The following is a 17,579-nucleotide window of genomic DNA, read 5'->3' as shown; positions in this document are numbered from 1 at the left end:
TCACACCCGCTCCGATTCGGCCTTGCCGAACAGCCCCTGGGGCCGGATGAACAGGATCAGCAGGAGGATGATAAAGGCAATGGCATCCTTGTAGCCGGAGGATATCAATCCCGCTCCCAGGGATTCAAGCACCCCCAGGATCAGCCCCCCCACCACGGTGGCCATACCGCTGCTCATCCCGCCGATGATGGCGGCGCAAAACCCTTTCAAGCCCAGCATGATTCCCACATCATAGGCGGTCATGGTCAGGGGGGCCACGATGATGCCGGCCAGCGATCCCAGCACGGAACTGATGATGAAGGAGAGCAGTACCATGCGGCGCACGTCGATACCCACAAGACTGGCGGCGCGGCGGTTGTACGAGCAGGCCCGCATGGCCTTGCCGCTGATGGTGTGATAAAAGAAAAATTTGTTGACGGCAATGATCAGCACCGTGATGGCCAGTATCCAGATGTGTTGGGGCAGGATGGTCGCCCCAGCGATGGAAATCGGTTCGTCCCCTGAAAATGGCGGAATGGCATGGGTATCCTTGCCCCACAGCAGCATGGCAAGGCCGCGGATCAGGATGCTGCCGGCGATGGTGATGATCACCAGATTGATGGGGGTCGGCTGGCGCAGCGGCCTGATGGCCAGACGTTCGAACAGTATCCCGGCCAGGGCGGATACCGCCACGGCGCAGGGGACGGCGGCCCAGAGCGGCAGTTGCAACAACTCCAGAAAGAAGAGCGTCAGCATCCCCCCCAGCATGACGAATTCGCCCTGGGCGAAATTGATGATGCCGGTGGCATTGAAGATGATGGAGAAACCGATGCCGATCAGAGCATAGATCGCTCCTGTGGACAAGCCGGAAAATGAATATTGGAGGATCTGTTCGAGCTGCATTGGCGTCCGTTTCTTACGCAGAAACTCCCTCCCTTTCATGGGGAGGGAGTTTCCCTTCATAGTGAGGCGTCTGCTACTTTACGATGGACCAGTGACGTTTTTTCACCTCTACCAGCACAAAGGCGTCGTTGTTCAATCCGGCATGATCCTGGGCCGAATAGCTGAAGGTCCCGCCGATGCCGGCAAACCCGCGCGTCCTCTCCAACTGATCCCGGATCGTGGCGCGTGTATCGCCCCCGCGTTCGATGGCGTTTTTCAGCAGCATGACCGCATCCCAGGCATGGCCGCCGAAGTGATCCCCCTCGGCCCGGTAATGCTTTTGGTAATCCTTGACAAAGGCCGTCAGGGCCCCCTTCTGCCGATCCGAAGCGGGAAGCAGGTCCGCTACGATCACCTTGCCGGAAGGGAGTTTGATCCCTTCGGCTGCATCACCGGCCAGTTCGATGAACTTTTTGGAAGATACGCCGTGACTCATGAACAGGGGCATTTTGAGGCCCAATTGGCGGGCATTCTTGGCAATAACCGCCGGCCCCGGATTGGTGCCCCAGCAGATGATCGCCTGGGCCCGGGAGCCCCTGATCCTGGTCAGTTGGGCGGTCATGTCAGTATCCTTGGGACCATAGGTGTCATCCGACACGATGGTGATGCCATACTTTCTGGCTTGGGCCTTCAGCTGCTCGCGGCCCGAAGCACCAAAACCGTCGGAAACGGTCAGGATGGCAACCTTCGACTGTTTATGCCGTTGCAGGTATTCGTAGATTTTTCCGACAGCCAGGGTATCGTTCTGGGCGGTCTTGAATACCCATTTTTTAACCGGTTCCGTGATCTTGATACCGGCGGAACACGAGATGAGCGGTACCTTTTCACGCTCGGCCACCGGGATGACCGCCATGGACTCGCCGGTGGTGCTGGGGCCGATGATGGCCGCCACATGGTCGTCCCTGATCAGCTTGGTGGCGAGTTGTACCGCCTTGGTCGCATCGCCGGAGGTATCATAGACCACCAGTTCCAGCTTGTGCCCCTTGACGCCGCCGGCCTTATTGATTTCTTCCACCACCATCTTGGCGGTATTGCGCTCCGGTTCCCCCAGAAAGGCCGCCGGGCCGGTCACGGCGAACAGCCCGCCGATCTTGATTGTTCCCGCGGCAAATACTGCTGTGGCAGACAGAAGACCGACGCACACGACACCGCACACTGCGATCAGCTTTTTCATTCTCCCCCCTAGAGTTGAACCGGATGCATCGAACCGGATTACATGCTGTACAGACGCTCACCAGACAACACGCTAAAATTATTAACTTTTAGCACTTCAATGGCCTTATCGGTCTCATCGAAACGGAAGATGATTACCGCATTGCCGCCGCAGTGTTCGACAAAGGCGTACATGTACTCAACATTGATCGATTCCGTATCCAAGGTCTGGAGTATGGCCCCCAACCCGCCGGGACGGTCAGGCACCTCAACGGCGACCACCTCGGTCTTGTTGACGGTGAACCCCTTTCCCTTGAGCACTTGATTGGCCCTCTCCACATCATTCACGATCAAACGCAGAATGCCGAAATCCGAGGTGTCGGCCAGGGACAGAGCCCGGATGTTGATGCCGTTCTCACCCAGGATACGGGTGATTTCGGCAAGACGACCCGATTTGTTCTCGATGAAGATGGATATCTGCTCGACTTTCATGATGTACCTCCTGGGGTCAAAACCCGGCTTCTGCCACAGAACCACACAGGCACGGAGAGCTTCAAAATCAATCGTAAAAAAGCTTGGGGGTAACCCCTAAAGGAATTTCGCTTTTCTCCTGTTTTCCTCTGTGTTTCTGTGTCTCAGTGGCAGATTTCGATGTTAGAATTTCCTAGAATTTCCGTTTGTCGATAACCCGTGTCGCCTTGCCTTCGCTGCGTTGAAGGGTCTTGGGTTCAACCAGTTTGGCGGTGCAGGTGATCCCCAGCACATCCTTGATCTCTTTTTCGATCCGCTTCGACAAGAGTTGCAAGATCTTGATCTCGTCGGAGAAGATTCCTTCATCCACCTCCACATGCACTTCCAGGGTATCCAGATTATCCTTGCGGTCCACAATAAGCAGATAATGGGGTTCGACCCCTTCGATGCCCACCAGGATCGATTCGATCTGGGAGGGGAAGACATTGACCCCGCGAATGATCAGCATGTCGTCCGAGCGGCCGCACATGCGATTTATGCGGGCATGGGTCCGACCGCACACACAGGGCTCGTAGGTGATGCTGGTAATGTCGCGGGTGCGGTAACGGATCAGGGGAATGCCCTGTTTGGTAATGGTGGTGATGACCAGTTCGCCCAACTCTCCGTCGGGCAGGCGCAGGCCGGTTGCAGGATCGATGATCTCGGGGATGAAGTGGTCTTCCCAGATATGCAGCCCCTTCTTGGCCTCGATGCATTCGATGGCCACTCCCGGCCCCATGATCTCGGACAGGCCGTAGATATCGATGGCTGACAGGTTCAGTTTCGCCTCGATTTCGCCCCGCATGGCCTCTGACCAGGGTTCGGCTCCGAAGATGCCGATCCGCAGCTTGAGCTTTTTGAAATCGATTCCCGCAGCACTGGCCTCCTCGGCCATGAAGAGCGAGTAGGATGGGGTGCAGGTCAATACCGTCGAGCCGAAATCCTGCATGATCATGATCTGGCGTTTGGTATTGCCGCCCGAGATGGGGATGACCGACGCCCCCAGCCGTTCGGCGCCGTAATGGGCTCCCAAACCGCCGGTAAAAAGTCCATAACCGTAGGCGTTGTGGATGATATCCCCTCTGTGGGCGCCGGCCGCCATAAACGAGCGGGCCATCAATTCACTCCAGGTTTCGATGTCCTTCTGGGTATAGCCGACCACGGTCGGCTTGCCGGTGGTACCGGAGGAAGCGTGGATGCGGACGACCTCTTCCAGAGGAGCGGCAAACAGGCCGTAAGGATAGGAGTCGCGCATGTTCTGCTTGGTGGTGAAGGGAAACCGCTGCAGATCGTCCAGGCTGCGCACGTCGGCAGGTTTGAGCCCAGCCCTATCAAAAGAATCCTTGTAAAACGGGACATTGGCATACACTCTCTCAACTACGACTTGCAGCCGCTTGAGTTGCAGCGCCTCCAACGCCGGGCGCGGCAGGGTCTCAAACTCTTCGTTAAAATACATGCGTCGTTACCTCATTCAAGTATATGAGCAGCAAAATTCTCCTGGGAATAACCGTCCACGACCACGTCCAGATGGCCATCGTCGGGGCAGAACAGCAGGCCGTGTATCGGTACGTCCTTGGGGATCAGCGGGTTGTGACGGATGATCTTGACCACTCGCTCCACGTTTTCCAGCGGATGGGCGAAGAGACCCAACCACTGCTTCAGATCAGGCACATGGATATCGATGACGTCCGGAGAGATACCGCGCCTGATCATGTCGCGCTTGACCGATTCGGCATCCAGTTCCAGTCCGGCCATGCCGCAATCCCGGTGCCCGATGACGAATACCTCCTCGACCCCCAGCATGAAGATGCCGGCCACCAGGCTGCGGATGACAGCCCCCGCCATGGGGTCCACGATGATGTTGCCGGCGTTCTTGATGACCTTGGCGTCGCCGCGTTTAAGCCCCATGGCCGGTTCCAGGAAATCGACCAGCCGGGTATCCATGCAGGTGAAGATAGCCAACTGCTTTTGGGGCGACTTGGACAGCGGCGGAAAGGCGTTCGGCTTCGTGAAGCGCCGGTTGGCCGCGATAATGGATTCCAACTGGGTCATGGCTTACTCCAATCAACGGAACGGCCCAGGAGGAAGGCCTTTTTGTTCACCTCCACCGCTTTCTTCGGCACCATTTTTTCGATGGCTTGCAGCCAGTACTGTTCATCGATATCCAGACGCCGGGAAACCGCCCCCAAAAGCACCGTATTGGCCGCCCGGACATTGCCCGCCTCGCCGGCCAGTTTCTGGCCGTCCAGCAGCAGAAAGTCGGGAAAACGTTCCCTGATCCGTTCCGTCACCCACTCAGGATAGGCTTCCTGACCCATCAGCACCGACGGCGGCGCGATGCGCAGATCATTGGCCACCACGGCTCCCCCCTTTTTGAGAAGCGGCAGGGAGCGGCAGCTCTCCATCAGCTCGAAACCGAACAGGATATCCCCCTCCCCTTCCGGTACCGTGGGGGAAAAGACCTCCGCGCCATAGCGTACATGGGAAACCACGCAGCCCCCACGTTGGGACATGCCGTGGATCTCGCTCTTCTTCACATCGAAACCGGCCAGCAGGACCGCCTCAGAAAGGATCTCGGCGGCCAGCAGGATCCCCTGCCCGCCGACCCCGACCAGCAGGATGTTGGTTATGCGGTTATTCATTTGGCCCTCCTGATCGCGTCGAACTTGCACAACTGCCGGCAGACGTCGCAGCCGGTGCAGAGCAGCGGGTCGATAAAGGCCGTGCCCTTTTTGCTGCCGTCCCCGGCCGGCCGCCACTCGATGGCCGGGCAGCCGATCTTGAGGCAGGCGCGGCAACCGGTGCACTTCTCGACCGCGACCTCATAGACCGGCCCCTTGTGGAAGACTCCTTCCCGCTTGACCAGGACGCAGGGTTTGTCGGTGATGATTACCGAGGGCTCGGGGCGTTCCATCTCTTCCCGGAGCACGTTTTTAGTCTGTTCCAGGTCAAAGGGGTTGATCACCCGGATATGCCTGACTCCCAGCGATTTGCAAAGCAGGGGAAAATCTATGCGGTGGGCTGGATCGTCCATCAAGGTAAAGCCGGAGGCCGGATTGTCCTGGCGGCCGGTCATGGCGGTAATGCGGTTGTCCAGGATCACGACCGTGGCGGTCGAATTATTGTAGACCATATCCATCAGGCCGTTGATGCCGGTGTGCAGGAAGGTGGAGTCGCCGATTACGGCCACGACCTTCTTCTTTTCCTCGGCGGATACGACCTTGCTGACGCCGGTGGCCATGCCGATGGAGGCGCCCATGCAGACGCAGGTATCCATCGCCGAGAGCGGCGGCATGAACCCCAGCGTGTAACAGCCAATATCGCCGGTAACATAGGCCTTGAGCTGATTGAGGGCGAAGAAGACCCCGCGGTGGGGACAGCCGGGGCACATGTTGGGTGGGCGCCCGGGAAGCTTGTCCCCGGCATCGGCAGGGGGCTGTTGGAGGCCGAAAGCGGTGCGAATGCGGCCCGGCGACAACTCGCCGCACAGCGAAATCAGTTCCTTGCCGGTCACGGCAATACCCATGGCTTTGACCTGCTCTTCGATAAAGGGGTCCAACTCCTCCACCACGTAGAGCTTGTCCACCTGGGCGGCAAATTCACGGATCAATGTCTGGGGCAAGGGATGCACCATGCCCAGCTTGAGGGTCGAAGCGTCGGGCAAGGCCTCGCGTACATACTGGTAGCAGACGCCGGAGGTGATGATACCGATGGAGGTGTCGCGCAGTTCCCGGCGGTTGATGGCCATGTCGGCGCCCGCCTCGGAGAGTTTTTTGATGCGTTCCTCCACGAAAGGGTGCCGGACGCGGGCATTGCCCGGCAGCATCACCAGTTTGGCGGCATTTTTGATCAGCTTTGGCTCGGGCAGATCGTTTGCCCGCTCGCCCAAGGCGACAATGGACTTGCTGTGAGAGATGCGGGTGGTGGTGCGCAGCATGACCGGCGTATCGTACTGCTCGGAGAGTTCAAAGGCCAGCCGGGTAAATTCCTTGCATTCCTGGGAATCGGCAGGCTCCAGCATCGGCACCTTGGCAAACTTGGCGTAATTGCGGTTGTCCTGTTCGTTCTGGGAGGAGTGCATCTCGGGGTCATCGGCCGTGACCAGCACCAAACCACCGTTAACACCGGTATAGGAAAGGGTAAAGAGCGGGTCGGCCGCCACGTTAACGCCGACATGCTTCATGGTGCACAGGGCGCGGCCGCCGCCGAAAGAGGCCCCGATGGCGACCTCCAGGGCAACCTTCTCGTTGGGGGCCCAGGAGGAATTGATTTCCTTGTAGTTGACGGTGTTTTCGAGGATCTCGGTGGAAGGGGTGCCGGGATAGGCGCAGGCCACACGACAACCAGCCTCATAGGCACCGCGGGCGATGGCCTCATTGCCGGATAGAATTTCTTTCTTCATCTGGTTTCCTTGGGGTAGTCAGTTTGTATAAAGCCGCGTAGGATTGTGAACTATACTAAAAGAGCGCCGGGAATGCAAATCGTTTGCAATCCTTAGTAATTGCGATTTTTGTTTTCATACAATGAAAACAGTTGCAAAGAGGCACATTCGTCGGGCCCGAATCGAACGCTTAACAATTGACATAGTTTGATTTGCCGCTAGTATGTAGGACATGGCGTGGAGTGTGGAGTTCAGAAACGTAGTCTGTGCGGATCTCGTGGAAGGGGTTTCGCTCCAGATCCAGGCAGGATGCTCGGCCTTGGTCGTCACTGCCCGGGAGGACGTGGGCACCATGCTGGCGCGGCTCATTACCGGTCTGTCCCAGCCATCCTTCGGCTCGGTGCATGTGGACGGGCAGGACATGGCCGGGCTGCCATCGGCACAGCTATACCGGATGCGGCACCGTATCGGCATTGTCCCGCAAAAGGGCGGTCTGATTTCAAACCTGAAACTGTGGGAGAACATGACGCTTCCCCTGCTCTACACCCAGGGGAGCATCGCGCCCGAAGCGGAGAAAACGGCCCTGCGGTACCTGGAGATGTTCGGCTACCGCGGCAACATTATGGCCCTGCCCGCCCATTTGACGCTCCACGAAAAACGCATGGCAGCCTTTATCCGGGCCGCCTTATGCACCCCACAGATCATGGTCTACGCCAACTGCTTCGACGACCTGTCGGGGGCGGCACGAACCCAATGGGGTGCCATCACAACGGAATTTCACCGCGGAGCGGCCGGCATGACGTCCATCTATCTGGCCACATCTCAGGGCATGGCCCGGGACGTACCGGTCGATAGCATCATTTCGCTCCAGTGAGGAACGCGCCGAACCATGATACGTGAACAAGACCCCAGATTCAAAAACCTCGAACGAAAGATCGGTATCTTCATTGTGCTTGCCCTTATCGGCATTGCCGTGGCCCTCGTCCTGTTCGGCCTGCAAAAGGATTTATTCTCCTCAAAATACAACCTGCACTTTACCGTTGACCGCGGCACCGGCTTCACCAAGGGGATGCCGGTCAAACTTTCCGGGTTCAGAATCGGCCGGGTCACGTCCATCGCCCTAAACGATCAGGCCATGGTGGATATCGCCATCGAGATCGACAAAAAGTACCAGACCTGGATTCGCAACGATTCCATCGTCAAGCTGGTGAAGGAGGGGCTGGTGGGGGACACCATCGTCGAGGTTTCGGTCGGTTCCCTCGACAAGCCGGAGTTGAAGAACAACGAGGCCATCAGCTACGTGAAGACAAAGGCGCTGGACGAACTGGCCGAAGAGATTGCCGACAAGGTCAAGCCGGTATTGATCGAAGTCAGGGACATTATCGGCTATATCAACGACCCTAACGGCGATCTCAAGAAAAGCATCCGCAATCTGGAGGTGCTGACCCGCAACCTGGAAGGCACCCGCCGGAACGCCGACAGATTGCTCATATCGGCCAACGGCAACATCGACCGCATTGCCGGTCAGGCCGGCAGCGTACTCGACACCACCAACCGGAAGATCGAGAGTATCGACTTGACGCCGACCCTCAACAAGGTGAACAGCGCCATCGATACGCTGAATAAAAAACTTCCGCCGCTTCTGGATAAGGCCGACGAGACCCTGGGCAATGTGGCGCACATCTCCCGGGACACCCGCACAAGGCTACCCGGCCTGCTCTCCCAGACCGAAGACGTCATGTTCAGCACCGACAAGCTGCTCAATTCCCTCCAGAACACCTGGCTGCTCAGGGATTCATCCCCGCCGCCGGCGAGCGACCAGATATTCATCAAGGGTGACAGTTATGAGTAACCTGCGCATGTCCCTGCAACGGCTGGTCGTCCTGCTGATCTGCCTCGCCCTGGCGGGCTGCTTTGGCGGCGGCAACAAGGCGGTGCGTTCCGAGGCGGAATCACGGGCCGACATGCTCCTCAAACGGGCCATCCGTGCCGAGCAGAAAGGCGATGGTGCCGAAGCCGAAAAATTGCTCAGGGAGGCGCTCGCCGTAAGCTCATCCATCGAGGACATCCCCGCGAAATCGGTGGAACTCATCAACTTGGCCCGCCTGAGCCGCTTGAACAACGACCTTGCGGCCGCAGCGGCCGCCATTGATGCGGCCCTGGAGCTTCTCACCCCCCGAGCGGATTTCTACGGCGAGGCAGCCCATGAGAAGGCACTTGTCTGCCTGGCCTCCGGCGATCCGGCAACCGCACTGGCATGGGCGGAACGGTCCGTAGCAACGGGACCGGCGACATCCCTGGGAAGGCGGCTCAATCTGGTGGGGCGTATCCTCTTGGCGCAGGGAGAGTGGCTCAAGGCCGGTCAGACGGTGAAAAGGGCACTGGAGGAGAATCGCGGGGACTACAACCGGGAGGAAAGGGCCAATTCTCTGCGGATGCTGGGAATCGTCGCCCGGAACGGCAAGGATTTCGGCGGGGCGGAACAGCTTTTGAAGGAGGCGCTGGGGATCGATAAACATATCGGCGCAAGCGCCAAGATCGCCTCGGACCTGGAGGAGCTGGCGGCCACGGCCCGCGCCGGCGGCGATCTCAACAAAACGGCCCGCTATCTGGAACGGGCCTATGACGTTCACTACAGTGCCGGCAGGTTTAAGGCGGCCGGTGCGGCCCAGTGCGCGCTGGCAGATCTGTTCAGCAAATTGGGCGATAGTTCCAAGGCTGAGGCGTCACAAGCCAAGGCCCGCGAACTGGCGGAACGCACCTCGACTCAAAAGCCGGCGATGCCGCCCGCAACCACCAATCCCTCCAACAATCCGTAATCACTCACCTTCAGGGTATCGAACCCGAACCTTTCCATGGTATGCAGGATGATGAGCGTCCCGGCGATGATAAGGTCTTCCCTCCCCTTTTCCAGGCCGGGGATCGTCAACCGCTCCTCTGGGGTCATGGGCAGCAGGCGGGCGTAAATGGCCTCGATCTGCCGACGGGAGATGGTGGCATTGTTAACCTTGCGATAGTCGTAATCCTTCATCTCCATGGCGATGGCCGCCAGGGTGGTCGCGGTGCCGGCGGTACCGACCAGGGTTGCGCCGGATGTCGGCCTGCTGTGGGCCGTCGCCATCTCCTGCACAAGTAGATCCAGTTCCCTGCCGATTTTTTCCGACACCGCCTCGGGCGTCACCTTGCCTTCGGTCAGCCTGACCACTCCCATGGGCAGGCTGCGGACGAACTGGGCACGACCTGCACGCGCAAGCGTATATTCGGTGCTGCCGCCGCCCACATCAAAGACCAGGAGTTCCTCTCCCCTGCGGTCAAGCCCGGCCAGAACCCCGGCCAGGGTCAACTCCCCTTCATGTATGCCGTCGATAACCGTGAGTTCTATGCCGGTCTTATCGAGGATCGACGCCACGAATGCCTGGCCATTGACCGCATCCCGCACGGCGCTGGTCGCGACGGCACGAACATGGGAGACGTTCAGCGAGCCGATGATACCGGCAAAACGTAGCAAACAATCCAGACCGCGCCGTTGGGCGTCCCCGGAGAGTCCTTCCTCGCGGGTGAAGCCGCCGCCCATGCGGACGATCTCCCGTTCGAGGTGGATATGCTCAAAACCGTCATCCCGAGGCTCCGCCACGAGCAGCCGGGCGGTGTTGGTACCGAAGTCGATAGCCGCAATCCTGGTACCCATCAGCGTTTCCTCCCCTGGCAGGTGATGATGTTCCAGCATAGCCTGGCTATCCCCTCGAAGTCGGAGGTCATTTCATTGAACAGCTTGGCGGCCCGCGGCGGGCAGACGCCATTGCTCATCCGCTCGAAATGGTTCTGCCGTGCCGTCTCAAAGACGACGCGAGCCGCCGTCTTTGCGGCCGCCAGATCAAAATCATCCCGGATGAAGCCATGCCTGATCATATGTTCGGTATCGCTGATAGCGGTAGCCACAACCTGGGCAAGCCGTTTCAGGTCATCCATCGCATCTTCCGAGAAAACGACGCCGGCCTCCTTTTTGGCTACGATGCCCTCCAGGATGTTCTCGCAACGGTCACCCACATGTTCCAGGTCGCTGACCGTCTGGAAAAGGCCGGGGATATCGTAGCTGATCTCAGGGCTGTCCGCGGTCCGGGCCAGGGCGGCAAGGAACGTGGTGATCTCGTGATTGAGCGAATCGAGGACCTGTTCATGCTGTCGAATGGTATCCGCCCTGCGGGCGTCGAAATCGGACAGGACTTCGTGGATGTCGGCGTACATGAACGCCGTCACCGACATCATGCGGATAATCTCCTTGCGGACCTGTTCCATGGCAAGCGGGGGCGTATTGAGGATGCGCTCGTCAAGGTAGCCGGCGCAGGGTTGGGATGCAACCGCCCCATTGCCGGTGATTACGGATGAGCCGCCGAGCATGCGGGCCAACGGGGCGCTGATTGCGATCAGAATACACGCCACCAGAAGGCTGGAGACCGTGTGTACCCATGCCAGTTGGCAGAAGAGCGGCTGGCCCTCGCTACAGGCGCCCGACAATTCGACGAATGGTAAGCGCTGGGCTGCCTCCAACATGAGTGAGGCAAGGGGCACAAGCAGCAGGGCCACTGAGAAGGCAAAAAACAGGTAGGTCGTGGCGACCCTGCGGGTCACGGAATTCCCCCCGACCGAGGCCAAGGCCCCCATCGCCGCCACGCCGATCAGACCTCCCGACACCATACGCGAGGCGGTAATCGGATCGATCTGATACCCAGACGACAGCGAAGCGACAACCGTCACCGAAGAACGGGCCGATTGAACGAGAAACGATATCAGCGCCCCAAAGATGGTTGCCAGGATCGGCTGGTGAAAAAACAACTCATTGAAGGTGGTGTAGAAGGGATGATGATCAAAGGGACGATAGCTTCCCTCCAGCAGGGTCAACCCAAGAAAGAGCAGGCCGATACCAAGGATAAGGTCACCGGCGTTGGCATAGCGGCGTTTGCGGGCGAAGAATTTGAGTACGACGCCGGAAAAAATGAGCGGGGTCGAAATCAGGCTGTAGGGAATGATGTGGATATGGAGGGGCAGTGAAGCCCCGATGAGCACCCCCCCCAAAACGCTCAACGCCTGAAAGATATTCAGGACGCCACCATTGACGAGACCGATGGTAAAGATCACCGCAGCGCTGCCGGAATTAACAGCCAAGGCGGTGACCATGCCGAACAACATGGAATAGAAACGGTTCGAGGTAAGCTTAGTAAAGACGTCTCTGATGCGAGCATCAGCCACGGTCCGGATGCCGTCCGACATGAGGCGCATACCGAGCAAAAACAGGCCTATCCCACCCAAAGCGCCCTCAATCAGACTGAGAGGCATATTGGTACTGCTCCATATCTTTAATTCCGGGGACACGAGCCTGAACAGCAGCATGCCCCGTTATCAATTATTCTATTCAGTGCGCGGATTCCACGCAAAGTGAGCGCCAAAAGCCACAGCTTTCTCTTCGAAAACTATACCAGAGCCCCCCTGAAAAGCACAGCTAATTGTTCCGGCACCACGTCATGTCCGACAGCACACCACGGGAACCGTCAACTGCAACATATTAAATTAACGATTGAAAGAAATATCGGACGGGGAATGAGAGATTATGGCGACGACACTCATCCCCCTCACCTGTAAGGCGAGGGGGGCATCACATTGCATCGCATCAAATCAAAAAAACGTCATAATGCTTGTTATTGGGGGGGGCCAGGCTTAACCGAGCACCCGCTCCTTCAGTTCTTTACCAACCTTGAAGAAGGGAAGCTTCTTGGGGCTGACCGTAATCTGCTCACCTGTTTTGGGGTTTCTTCCTGTATAGGTATCGTAACTCTTGATGACAAAGCTGCCGAGGCCGCGAATCTCAATGCGTTCGCCTTCCACCATGGCTTCGGTCATGGAGTTGAAAATGAGATTAACGATCTCTTCAGCCCGCTTGTTGGAGATGTCCTTCCTGACCGCCAACTGCTCAATAAGCTCAGATTTGTTCATGTCTGCTCATACCTCCGGATTTGTGCCACTTCAGGCCGTTGTAAGTAACGTAACGGCGACCTCAGTGCCCACACCCCCCGAGATATCGCCTTACGATATATGCTGCGTCATTGCTGCGGCCGCATTGCACCAGAACGTCGCGGAGCCTCTCGGCCGCCATGCGGGCTGACGGAGTAGTCAGAAGCCCGCTATACATATCAATTGCCCGGTCGGTGTCACCGGCAAGCACGTGAACATCCGCGCGCAGAAGGCGGGATTGTTCCGCCAATATCCCGGCCGACATCATGATTTCAAGCTGCTGCCCCGCTTCATGAAGCCGCTGTCCTTCGATCAACAGCAGGGCCAACCCCAGATGAGCCAGGGAATTAGCGGCATTTGCCCCAATCGCATCCCGGAAGCTGGTCTCAGCCGTGTCGACGTGGCCGAGCCGAAACAGGATCATTCCCTTTTCGTAGCAGTAGATGTCACGATCCGAACCGGTGTACCACGCTTCAAGCAGCTCTAAAGCGTCGCCATACCGGTTCCCGCTCGCAATCACGTACATGGATGCAAATTCCTCTCCCAAATCGGAATACCGGCTATACATTTCGCGTGGAAGCTGTTGAATCAACAGATCATAGTATTCCATTAGCGGCATGTTTACGTCGCTAGAATCATCTGTTACGAGATCTTCCGGAACGCAGGAACTGCATGAAGAGCACCCACTTACGGAAACAGTTTCTCTCTGCTCGTCGCTGCTTCCACAACAGAGCGCAACCAGTCCCTCCGCCTTTTCCCGTAGCAGGGCATCGTCAGTCAGTGATTTTGCCAGTTCCAGGTGTTCAAGCGCCTTATCCGGCAGCCCACGCCCCAAGGCGGATTCCGCTTCACTGATATTCAGTTCGGCCAGCGCATGATTGGCGCTGCAAATCCGCTCTTCGCAGGTAACCAGCAACTCCTCCTTGCCTTGGACGCCGTTGGCGCTCAAAAGAAGTTGTCTTGCATCCTCATAGACACGGCGCGCCTCGTAATAGTGGTGTTCCTCCATGAGTCGACCGCCACGCGCCACCATATCAGCAGGATTCTTGGAAAACAGTTTTTTCAGGATATTCACGCTGATGCCTCCGATTGTCCTCTATGAAGCAGGGTTACGCTTTCCAAATGGAATGTCTGGGGAAACATATCGAGCGGAACACTCTCAGCCACGTGATAGCCCTGCCCCGCCAGAAGGCCGCAATCCCGGGCCAGGGTGCTGGAATCGCAGGATATGTAGATGATCGTGTCCGGCTTCAGACGGCTGAGTCCCGTTATGGCTTCCGCCGCCCCGCTGCGGGGAGGGTCCAGAATGACCGTATCGAACTGCCGCCCCGCTGCGGCAAGCCGGGAGACTCCCTCGGCGGCATCGGCGCAGACGTATTCCGCATTGGATACACCGTTCAGGCGGCAGTTATCCTGGGCCGTGGCGATGGAATCCCCATACCCCTCCACCCCGGTCACACTTGCCACGCTCCCCGCCAGGGGCAAGGAAAAATTGCCGTTGCCGCAGTACAGGTCGAGCAGCTGTTCATCACCGCGAAATGCGGCCATGCGCCGGACAAGCTCCAAAACAGCCCGGTTCTGGGGGCTGTTCACCTGGGAGAATCCCCCCGGGCGGAAGGTGAGCGTGGTGGGCGGGGAACCGGGAGCGACGGCCGGCATGGCGTAGGCAAGGTAGCCGGCACCGCAGACTCTCTGCAGGGAGGATTTACGGCCAGCCTGCAGGAATAGACCGGTCAGGGGTGCCAATTCGTGAAAATGGCGTTGGAAAAAACGGATAACAGAATCATGGTTGTTGCCGATGTAATTGATCGTTGCGACCGTTTCATGGTCGCCGCATTCGATGTTGATCTGGGGGATGGCTGACACTTCGGCAAACGATGCCAGAACGCTTCGCAGGCTGGACAGAGCCTCGTTGATGGCCGGCGCGGCGACGGGGCATCCCTGGACGGCATCGTCCACAACATGGGTCGCGTTACGGAAAAAACCGATCTTCAGCCCGGCGGCTCCGACGTGCAGCTTGAACTGGACCCGGTTGCGGTATCCGTACTCCAGGGGCGAGGCCACGGTCTCCCCTACCCGCTCGCCTTCGACCCGGCCGCCGCGCCACAAGGTTTCGGCATGGATGCTCCGTTTTGCCGCAAGCTGCTGGGAATAGGCGATGTGCTGCCAACTGCAACCGCCGCATGTGCCGAACAGCGGACAGGGAGGGACGACCCTCAGGGGTGAGGGGGTAACAAGCTCGGCGATCCGGGCCGTCACATACGAGCGTTTCTCGGCAATGACCGTCAGACGGACCTCATCGCCGGGACAGCTCAGGGGGACGAAACAGACCTTGCCGTCGATGCGGCAGACACCGTTACCGCCGAAAGCAAGCTTGTCGATAATTACGGATGGTGACGACATATGGGCTTACCGACGGGCCGACGACTTCAGGCATTTGGCATATTCGCTGCGCATGAAGCGTTCGGGGAAATCGGGACGGGAAAGATAGGGAAGCACATTGGCGTCGAATGCCTCCAACAGGCTCTGGCGCGCGGTTGCGATATCGGTCTCGGGCACCGCCATCTTTTCCAGGACACGGCGGAAACGAATCCGCTCCCCCAAGAGCCGGCGCGCGGCCTGATACTCCTCGGGGCCGGCGAAGGGTGAGGCGGAAAGAGGTATATCGGCGCTGACCTCGATGCGCACATGGTAATAACCGCCGAAATAGTGACGGGTTTCATCCCGGAGCCTGGCCGTTATGCCACCGCCCAGGTCATATTCCCTGACGATCTGTTCGCTATTCATCACAGCCCTTTTCCATCTCCCGCACCAGTTCGACCAGTTTTCGCACCAGCAGATTCTCCAGCCGGGCGCCCTTTTCGGCCGATGCCTTGCCGGGGTCGCCCCATACGCCGCCGGGCCAGTAGCGACGCTTGTCGCGCACCAGCATACCGTTGGGAAAGTGGGGAAATTCGCGGGGCGCACGCCCTTTAACCAGATGGGGATGGGTGTGGAGGATACGTGAAGTTTCGATTTCACCGGCATGGGAGTCGCCCGGCGTTTCGATGATGTCCCGCCCCTCATCCTGGGCCAGGTCGAACTCGCTCACCACCGCTACCGTGATATCGGCGAAACGGGCGATCAGCGCTTCCCCCGCATCCTGGAGCGCCATGCGGTGCGCCCCCCCGGCATGCCCCGTCAGGGCGACAAAGCTGCGCAACCCCTGCCCGCGCAGTGCGATGACGATATCCTGGAACAGCGCCCCAAGAGTCTGGGTCGAGATGGAGATGGTGCCGGGATGCCGCGCCGTGGAACGGCAATTGCCGTAGTGAACCGGAGGAGCCACGAACAGCGGTGTTATCAGGGAGGCCTTCTTGCAGACCTCATAGGCCTCCAGGGTATCGGTGGAGAGTGGAAGATGGCTGCCGTGCTCCTCCACAGAACCGAAGGGGATCAGGACGGTCCGGGTCTGGGCCAGGCCGGCCTCGAACTCGGTCATGGTCATCTCTTCAATAATCACAGCGCCCCCAGCATCTTGTGCATCTGCGGGATCACCCTCACATCGGGGAGCAGCGCCGCAGCCGTTTCCTGCAAGCGCAGGATCTGGCCGGCAGTAACGTCAACCGCGCCTGCCGGGTTGGTCAGGGGCTGGAGAAACAAGGGGGTGGAGGGTTCCACTGCCGCCATGATGGCACAGACCCGGCTGATCTCGTCCAATGGCGTATCCTGGCCGATGACCACCTTGACCGAGACCTGCCGCTGCACGGCAACCTGCAGAAAACGGCGATGTTCCTGCCAGAGATCTTGACCGCAGCCCGCCGTGGAAGGAAGTTTCATATCCATGCTGATATAGTCGATGCTGTCGATGACCCGCCCCAATTCGGCGTGCAGGGTGCCGTTGGTCTCCAGGTGGATCGGGAGGATGCGGCGCAGCCCCGGCAGCCACTCCACCAGCGTTTCAGCCTGAAGCAGCGGTTCCCCGCCGGTGACGCTGATCGAGTGATGGGCTCCCGGCAGGCGGTTACACCACTCCGTTACCAGCGTAACGAGGGCGTCCCCGTTGGGCGGTTGAGGTAGTGGGCGCAAGGCGCCCGAGCCGGGCGCGGTTTCCACCTGGCAGGGGGTGCCTCTGTCGTACACCGTATCGCAGTAGCGGCAATCCAGGTTGCACTCATCCAGACGGATGAATATCTGGCGCCGCCCGGCCAGGTACCCCTCCCCCTGGATTGAAGAAAAGATCTCGCTGACGCGAGCCGGGTTACTCATAATAGCAGGCAGAGGCGTTGTCGGACTCCCAGACGGTCACGGAATCCACCGTGATAACGTCGTTATTGAGGCGTTCCGAAAGGCGCTGGTACAGGTAGCGCGAGATATGCTCCGAGGAAGGGGAAACGTCGTGAAAGACCGGGTTTTCGTTGAGATACTTATGGTCCAGTTCGTTGATGATGACACCGGCCTCACGTTTGAGTACCTTGAAGTCGATGCCCAGCCCGGCCTTGTCCAACTCCTTGGCGGTCACGGTCAGTTCCACCCGCCAGTTGTGGCCGTGCAGGTTCTCGCAATCCCCCTGGTAGTTGATCAGGTTATGGGCTGCGGCAAAGCTCGTGCGGATCGTGAGTTTATACAT

The 17,579-nt window shown here is 58.8% G+C and carries 19 protein-coding genes; 3 read left to right on the top strand and 16 right to left on the bottom strand.

Annotated features, from left to right (window positions below):
• The 7 genes from F6V25_RS04270 to iorA all read right to left on the bottom strand — a co-directional run bounded on the left by F6V25_RS04270 (position 1) and on the right by iorA (position 6,985).
• Positions 1–882 carry a branched-chain amino acid ABC transporter permease gene (locus tag F6V25_RS04270; protein ID WP_151127652.1) on the bottom strand — a complete coding sequence of 294 codons (882 nt, stop codon included), beginning with the start codon at positions 880–882 and terminating at the stop codon, positions 1–3.
• A 73-nt stretch (positions 883–955) separates the two neighbouring features.
• A complete protein-coding gene (locus tag F6V25_RS04265) occupies positions 956–2,095 on the bottom strand; it encodes an ABC transporter substrate-binding protein (RefSeq protein WP_151127386.1) in 1,140 nt (379 codons plus the stop codon).
• A 38-nt stretch (positions 2,096–2,133) separates the two neighbouring features.
• On the bottom strand, positions 2,134–2,565 hold the full coding sequence (locus F6V25_RS04260) for an ACT domain-containing protein (protein WP_151127385.1): 432 nt from the start codon (positions 2,563–2,565) through the stop codon (positions 2,134–2,136).
• A gap of 172 nt (positions 2,566–2,737) precedes the next feature.
• Complete coding sequence (locus tag F6V25_RS04255; RefSeq protein ID WP_151127384.1) at positions 2,738–4,039, bottom strand: phenylacetate--CoA ligase family protein; 1,302 nt, start codon at positions 4,037–4,039, stop codon at positions 2,738–2,740.
• Between the two features lie 11 nt (positions 4,040–4,050).
• Positions 4,051–4,635 carry a beta-class carbonic anhydrase gene (locus tag F6V25_RS04250; protein WP_149305600.1) on the bottom strand — a complete coding sequence of 195 codons (585 nt, stop codon included), beginning with the start codon at positions 4,633–4,635 and terminating at the stop codon, positions 4,051–4,053.
• On the bottom strand, positions 4,632–5,225 hold the full coding sequence (locus F6V25_RS04245; protein WP_151127383.1) for an indolepyruvate oxidoreductase subunit beta: 594 nt from the start codon (positions 5,223–5,225) through the stop codon (positions 4,632–4,634). Before F6V25_RS04245 ends, F6V25_RS04250 begins: the two co-directional genes overlap by 4 nt.
• Positions 5,222–6,985 (bottom strand): indolepyruvate ferredoxin oxidoreductase subunit alpha, encoded by a 1,764-nt coding sequence (iorA, locus tag F6V25_RS04240; protein WP_151127382.1) that lies wholly within the window; start codon positions 6,983–6,985, stop codon positions 5,222–5,224. The genes F6V25_RS04245 and iorA overlap by 4 nt, the downstream gene beginning before the upstream one ends.
• Positions 6,986–7,196: 211 nt before the next feature.
• Between iorA and F6V25_RS04235 the strand changes: the two genes are divergently transcribed.
• The 3 genes from F6V25_RS04235 to F6V25_RS04225 are packed head-to-tail and all read left to right on the top strand — an operon-like array spanning position 7,197 to position 9,783.
• On the top strand, positions 7,197–7,838 hold the full coding sequence (locus F6V25_RS04235) for an ATP-binding cassette domain-containing protein (protein WP_151127381.1): 642 nt from the start codon (positions 7,197–7,199) through the stop codon (positions 7,836–7,838).
• A 15-nt stretch (positions 7,839–7,853) separates the two neighbouring features.
• Entirely contained in the window at positions 7,854–8,816 is a 963-nt protein-coding gene (locus F6V25_RS04230) for an MlaD family protein (RefSeq protein ID WP_151127380.1), read from the top strand.
• Positions 8,809–9,783, top strand: coding sequence for a tetratricopeptide repeat protein (locus F6V25_RS04225; RefSeq protein WP_151127379.1), 975 nt, complete (start codon positions 8,809–8,811; stop codon positions 9,781–9,783). Before F6V25_RS04230 ends, F6V25_RS04225 begins: the two co-directional genes overlap by 8 nt.
• Here F6V25_RS04225 and F6V25_RS04220 read toward each other — a convergent pair.
• The 9 genes from F6V25_RS04220 to queD form a co-directional block, all read right to left on the bottom strand.
• Positions 9,732–10,652 carry a Ppx/GppA phosphatase family protein gene (locus F6V25_RS04220; protein WP_151127378.1) on the bottom strand — a complete coding sequence of 307 codons (921 nt, stop codon included), beginning with the start codon at positions 10,650–10,652 and terminating at the stop codon, positions 9,732–9,734. The two genes, F6V25_RS04225 and F6V25_RS04220, sit on opposite strands and share 52 nt — an antisense overlap.
• A complete protein-coding gene (locus tag F6V25_RS04215) occupies positions 10,652–12,298 on the bottom strand; it encodes a Na/Pi cotransporter family protein (protein ID WP_191966072.1) in 1,647 nt (548 codons plus the stop codon). Before F6V25_RS04215 ends, F6V25_RS04220 begins: the two co-directional genes overlap by 1 nt.
• Positions 12,299–12,676: 378 nt before the next feature.
• Entirely contained in the window at positions 12,677–12,952 is a 276-nt protein-coding gene (locus tag F6V25_RS04210; protein ID WP_149305592.1) for an HU family DNA-binding protein, read from the bottom strand.
• Between the two features lie 61 nt (positions 12,953–13,013).
• Positions 13,014–14,045 carry a tetratricopeptide repeat protein gene (locus F6V25_RS04205; RefSeq protein ID WP_151127376.1) on the bottom strand — a complete coding sequence of 344 codons (1,032 nt, stop codon included), beginning with the start codon at positions 14,043–14,045 and terminating at the stop codon, positions 13,014–13,016.
• Positions 14,042–15,373, bottom strand: a complete 1,332-nt coding sequence (locus F6V25_RS04200) for a class I SAM-dependent RNA methyltransferase (RefSeq protein ID WP_151127375.1) — start codon at positions 15,371–15,373, stop codon at positions 14,042–14,044. The genes F6V25_RS04205 and F6V25_RS04200 overlap by 4 nt, the downstream gene beginning before the upstream one ends.
• 6 nt (positions 15,374–15,379) lie before the next feature.
• Complete coding sequence (locus F6V25_RS04195) at positions 15,380–15,757, bottom strand: hypothetical protein (protein WP_151127374.1); 378 nt, start codon at positions 15,755–15,757, stop codon at positions 15,380–15,382.
• A complete protein-coding gene (locus F6V25_RS04190) occupies positions 15,750–16,472 on the bottom strand; it encodes a creatininase family protein (RefSeq protein WP_151127373.1) in 723 nt (240 codons plus the stop codon). The genes F6V25_RS04195 and F6V25_RS04190 overlap by 8 nt, the downstream gene beginning before the upstream one ends.
• Positions 16,469–17,218 carry a 7-carboxy-7-deazaguanine synthase QueE gene (locus tag F6V25_RS04185; protein ID WP_151127372.1) on the bottom strand — a complete coding sequence of 250 codons (750 nt, stop codon included), beginning with the start codon at positions 17,216–17,218 and terminating at the stop codon, positions 16,469–16,471. The genes F6V25_RS04190 and F6V25_RS04185 overlap by 4 nt, the downstream gene beginning before the upstream one ends.
• Positions 17,211–17,579 (bottom strand): 6-carboxytetrahydropterin synthase QueD, encoded by a 369-nt coding sequence (gene queD, locus F6V25_RS04180; RefSeq protein ID WP_149305586.1) that lies wholly within the window; start codon positions 17,577–17,579, stop codon positions 17,211–17,213. The genes F6V25_RS04185 and queD overlap by 8 nt, the downstream gene beginning before the upstream one ends.

Source organism: Oryzomonas japonica (genome assembly GCF_008802365.1).
GTDB lineage: Bacteria > Desulfobacterota > Desulfuromonadia > Geobacterales > Pseudopelobacteraceae > Oryzomonas > Oryzomonas japonica.
The sequence above is the reverse complement of the archived record's forward strand: the minus strand, read 5'-3'. Positions and strand labels throughout refer to the sequence as shown.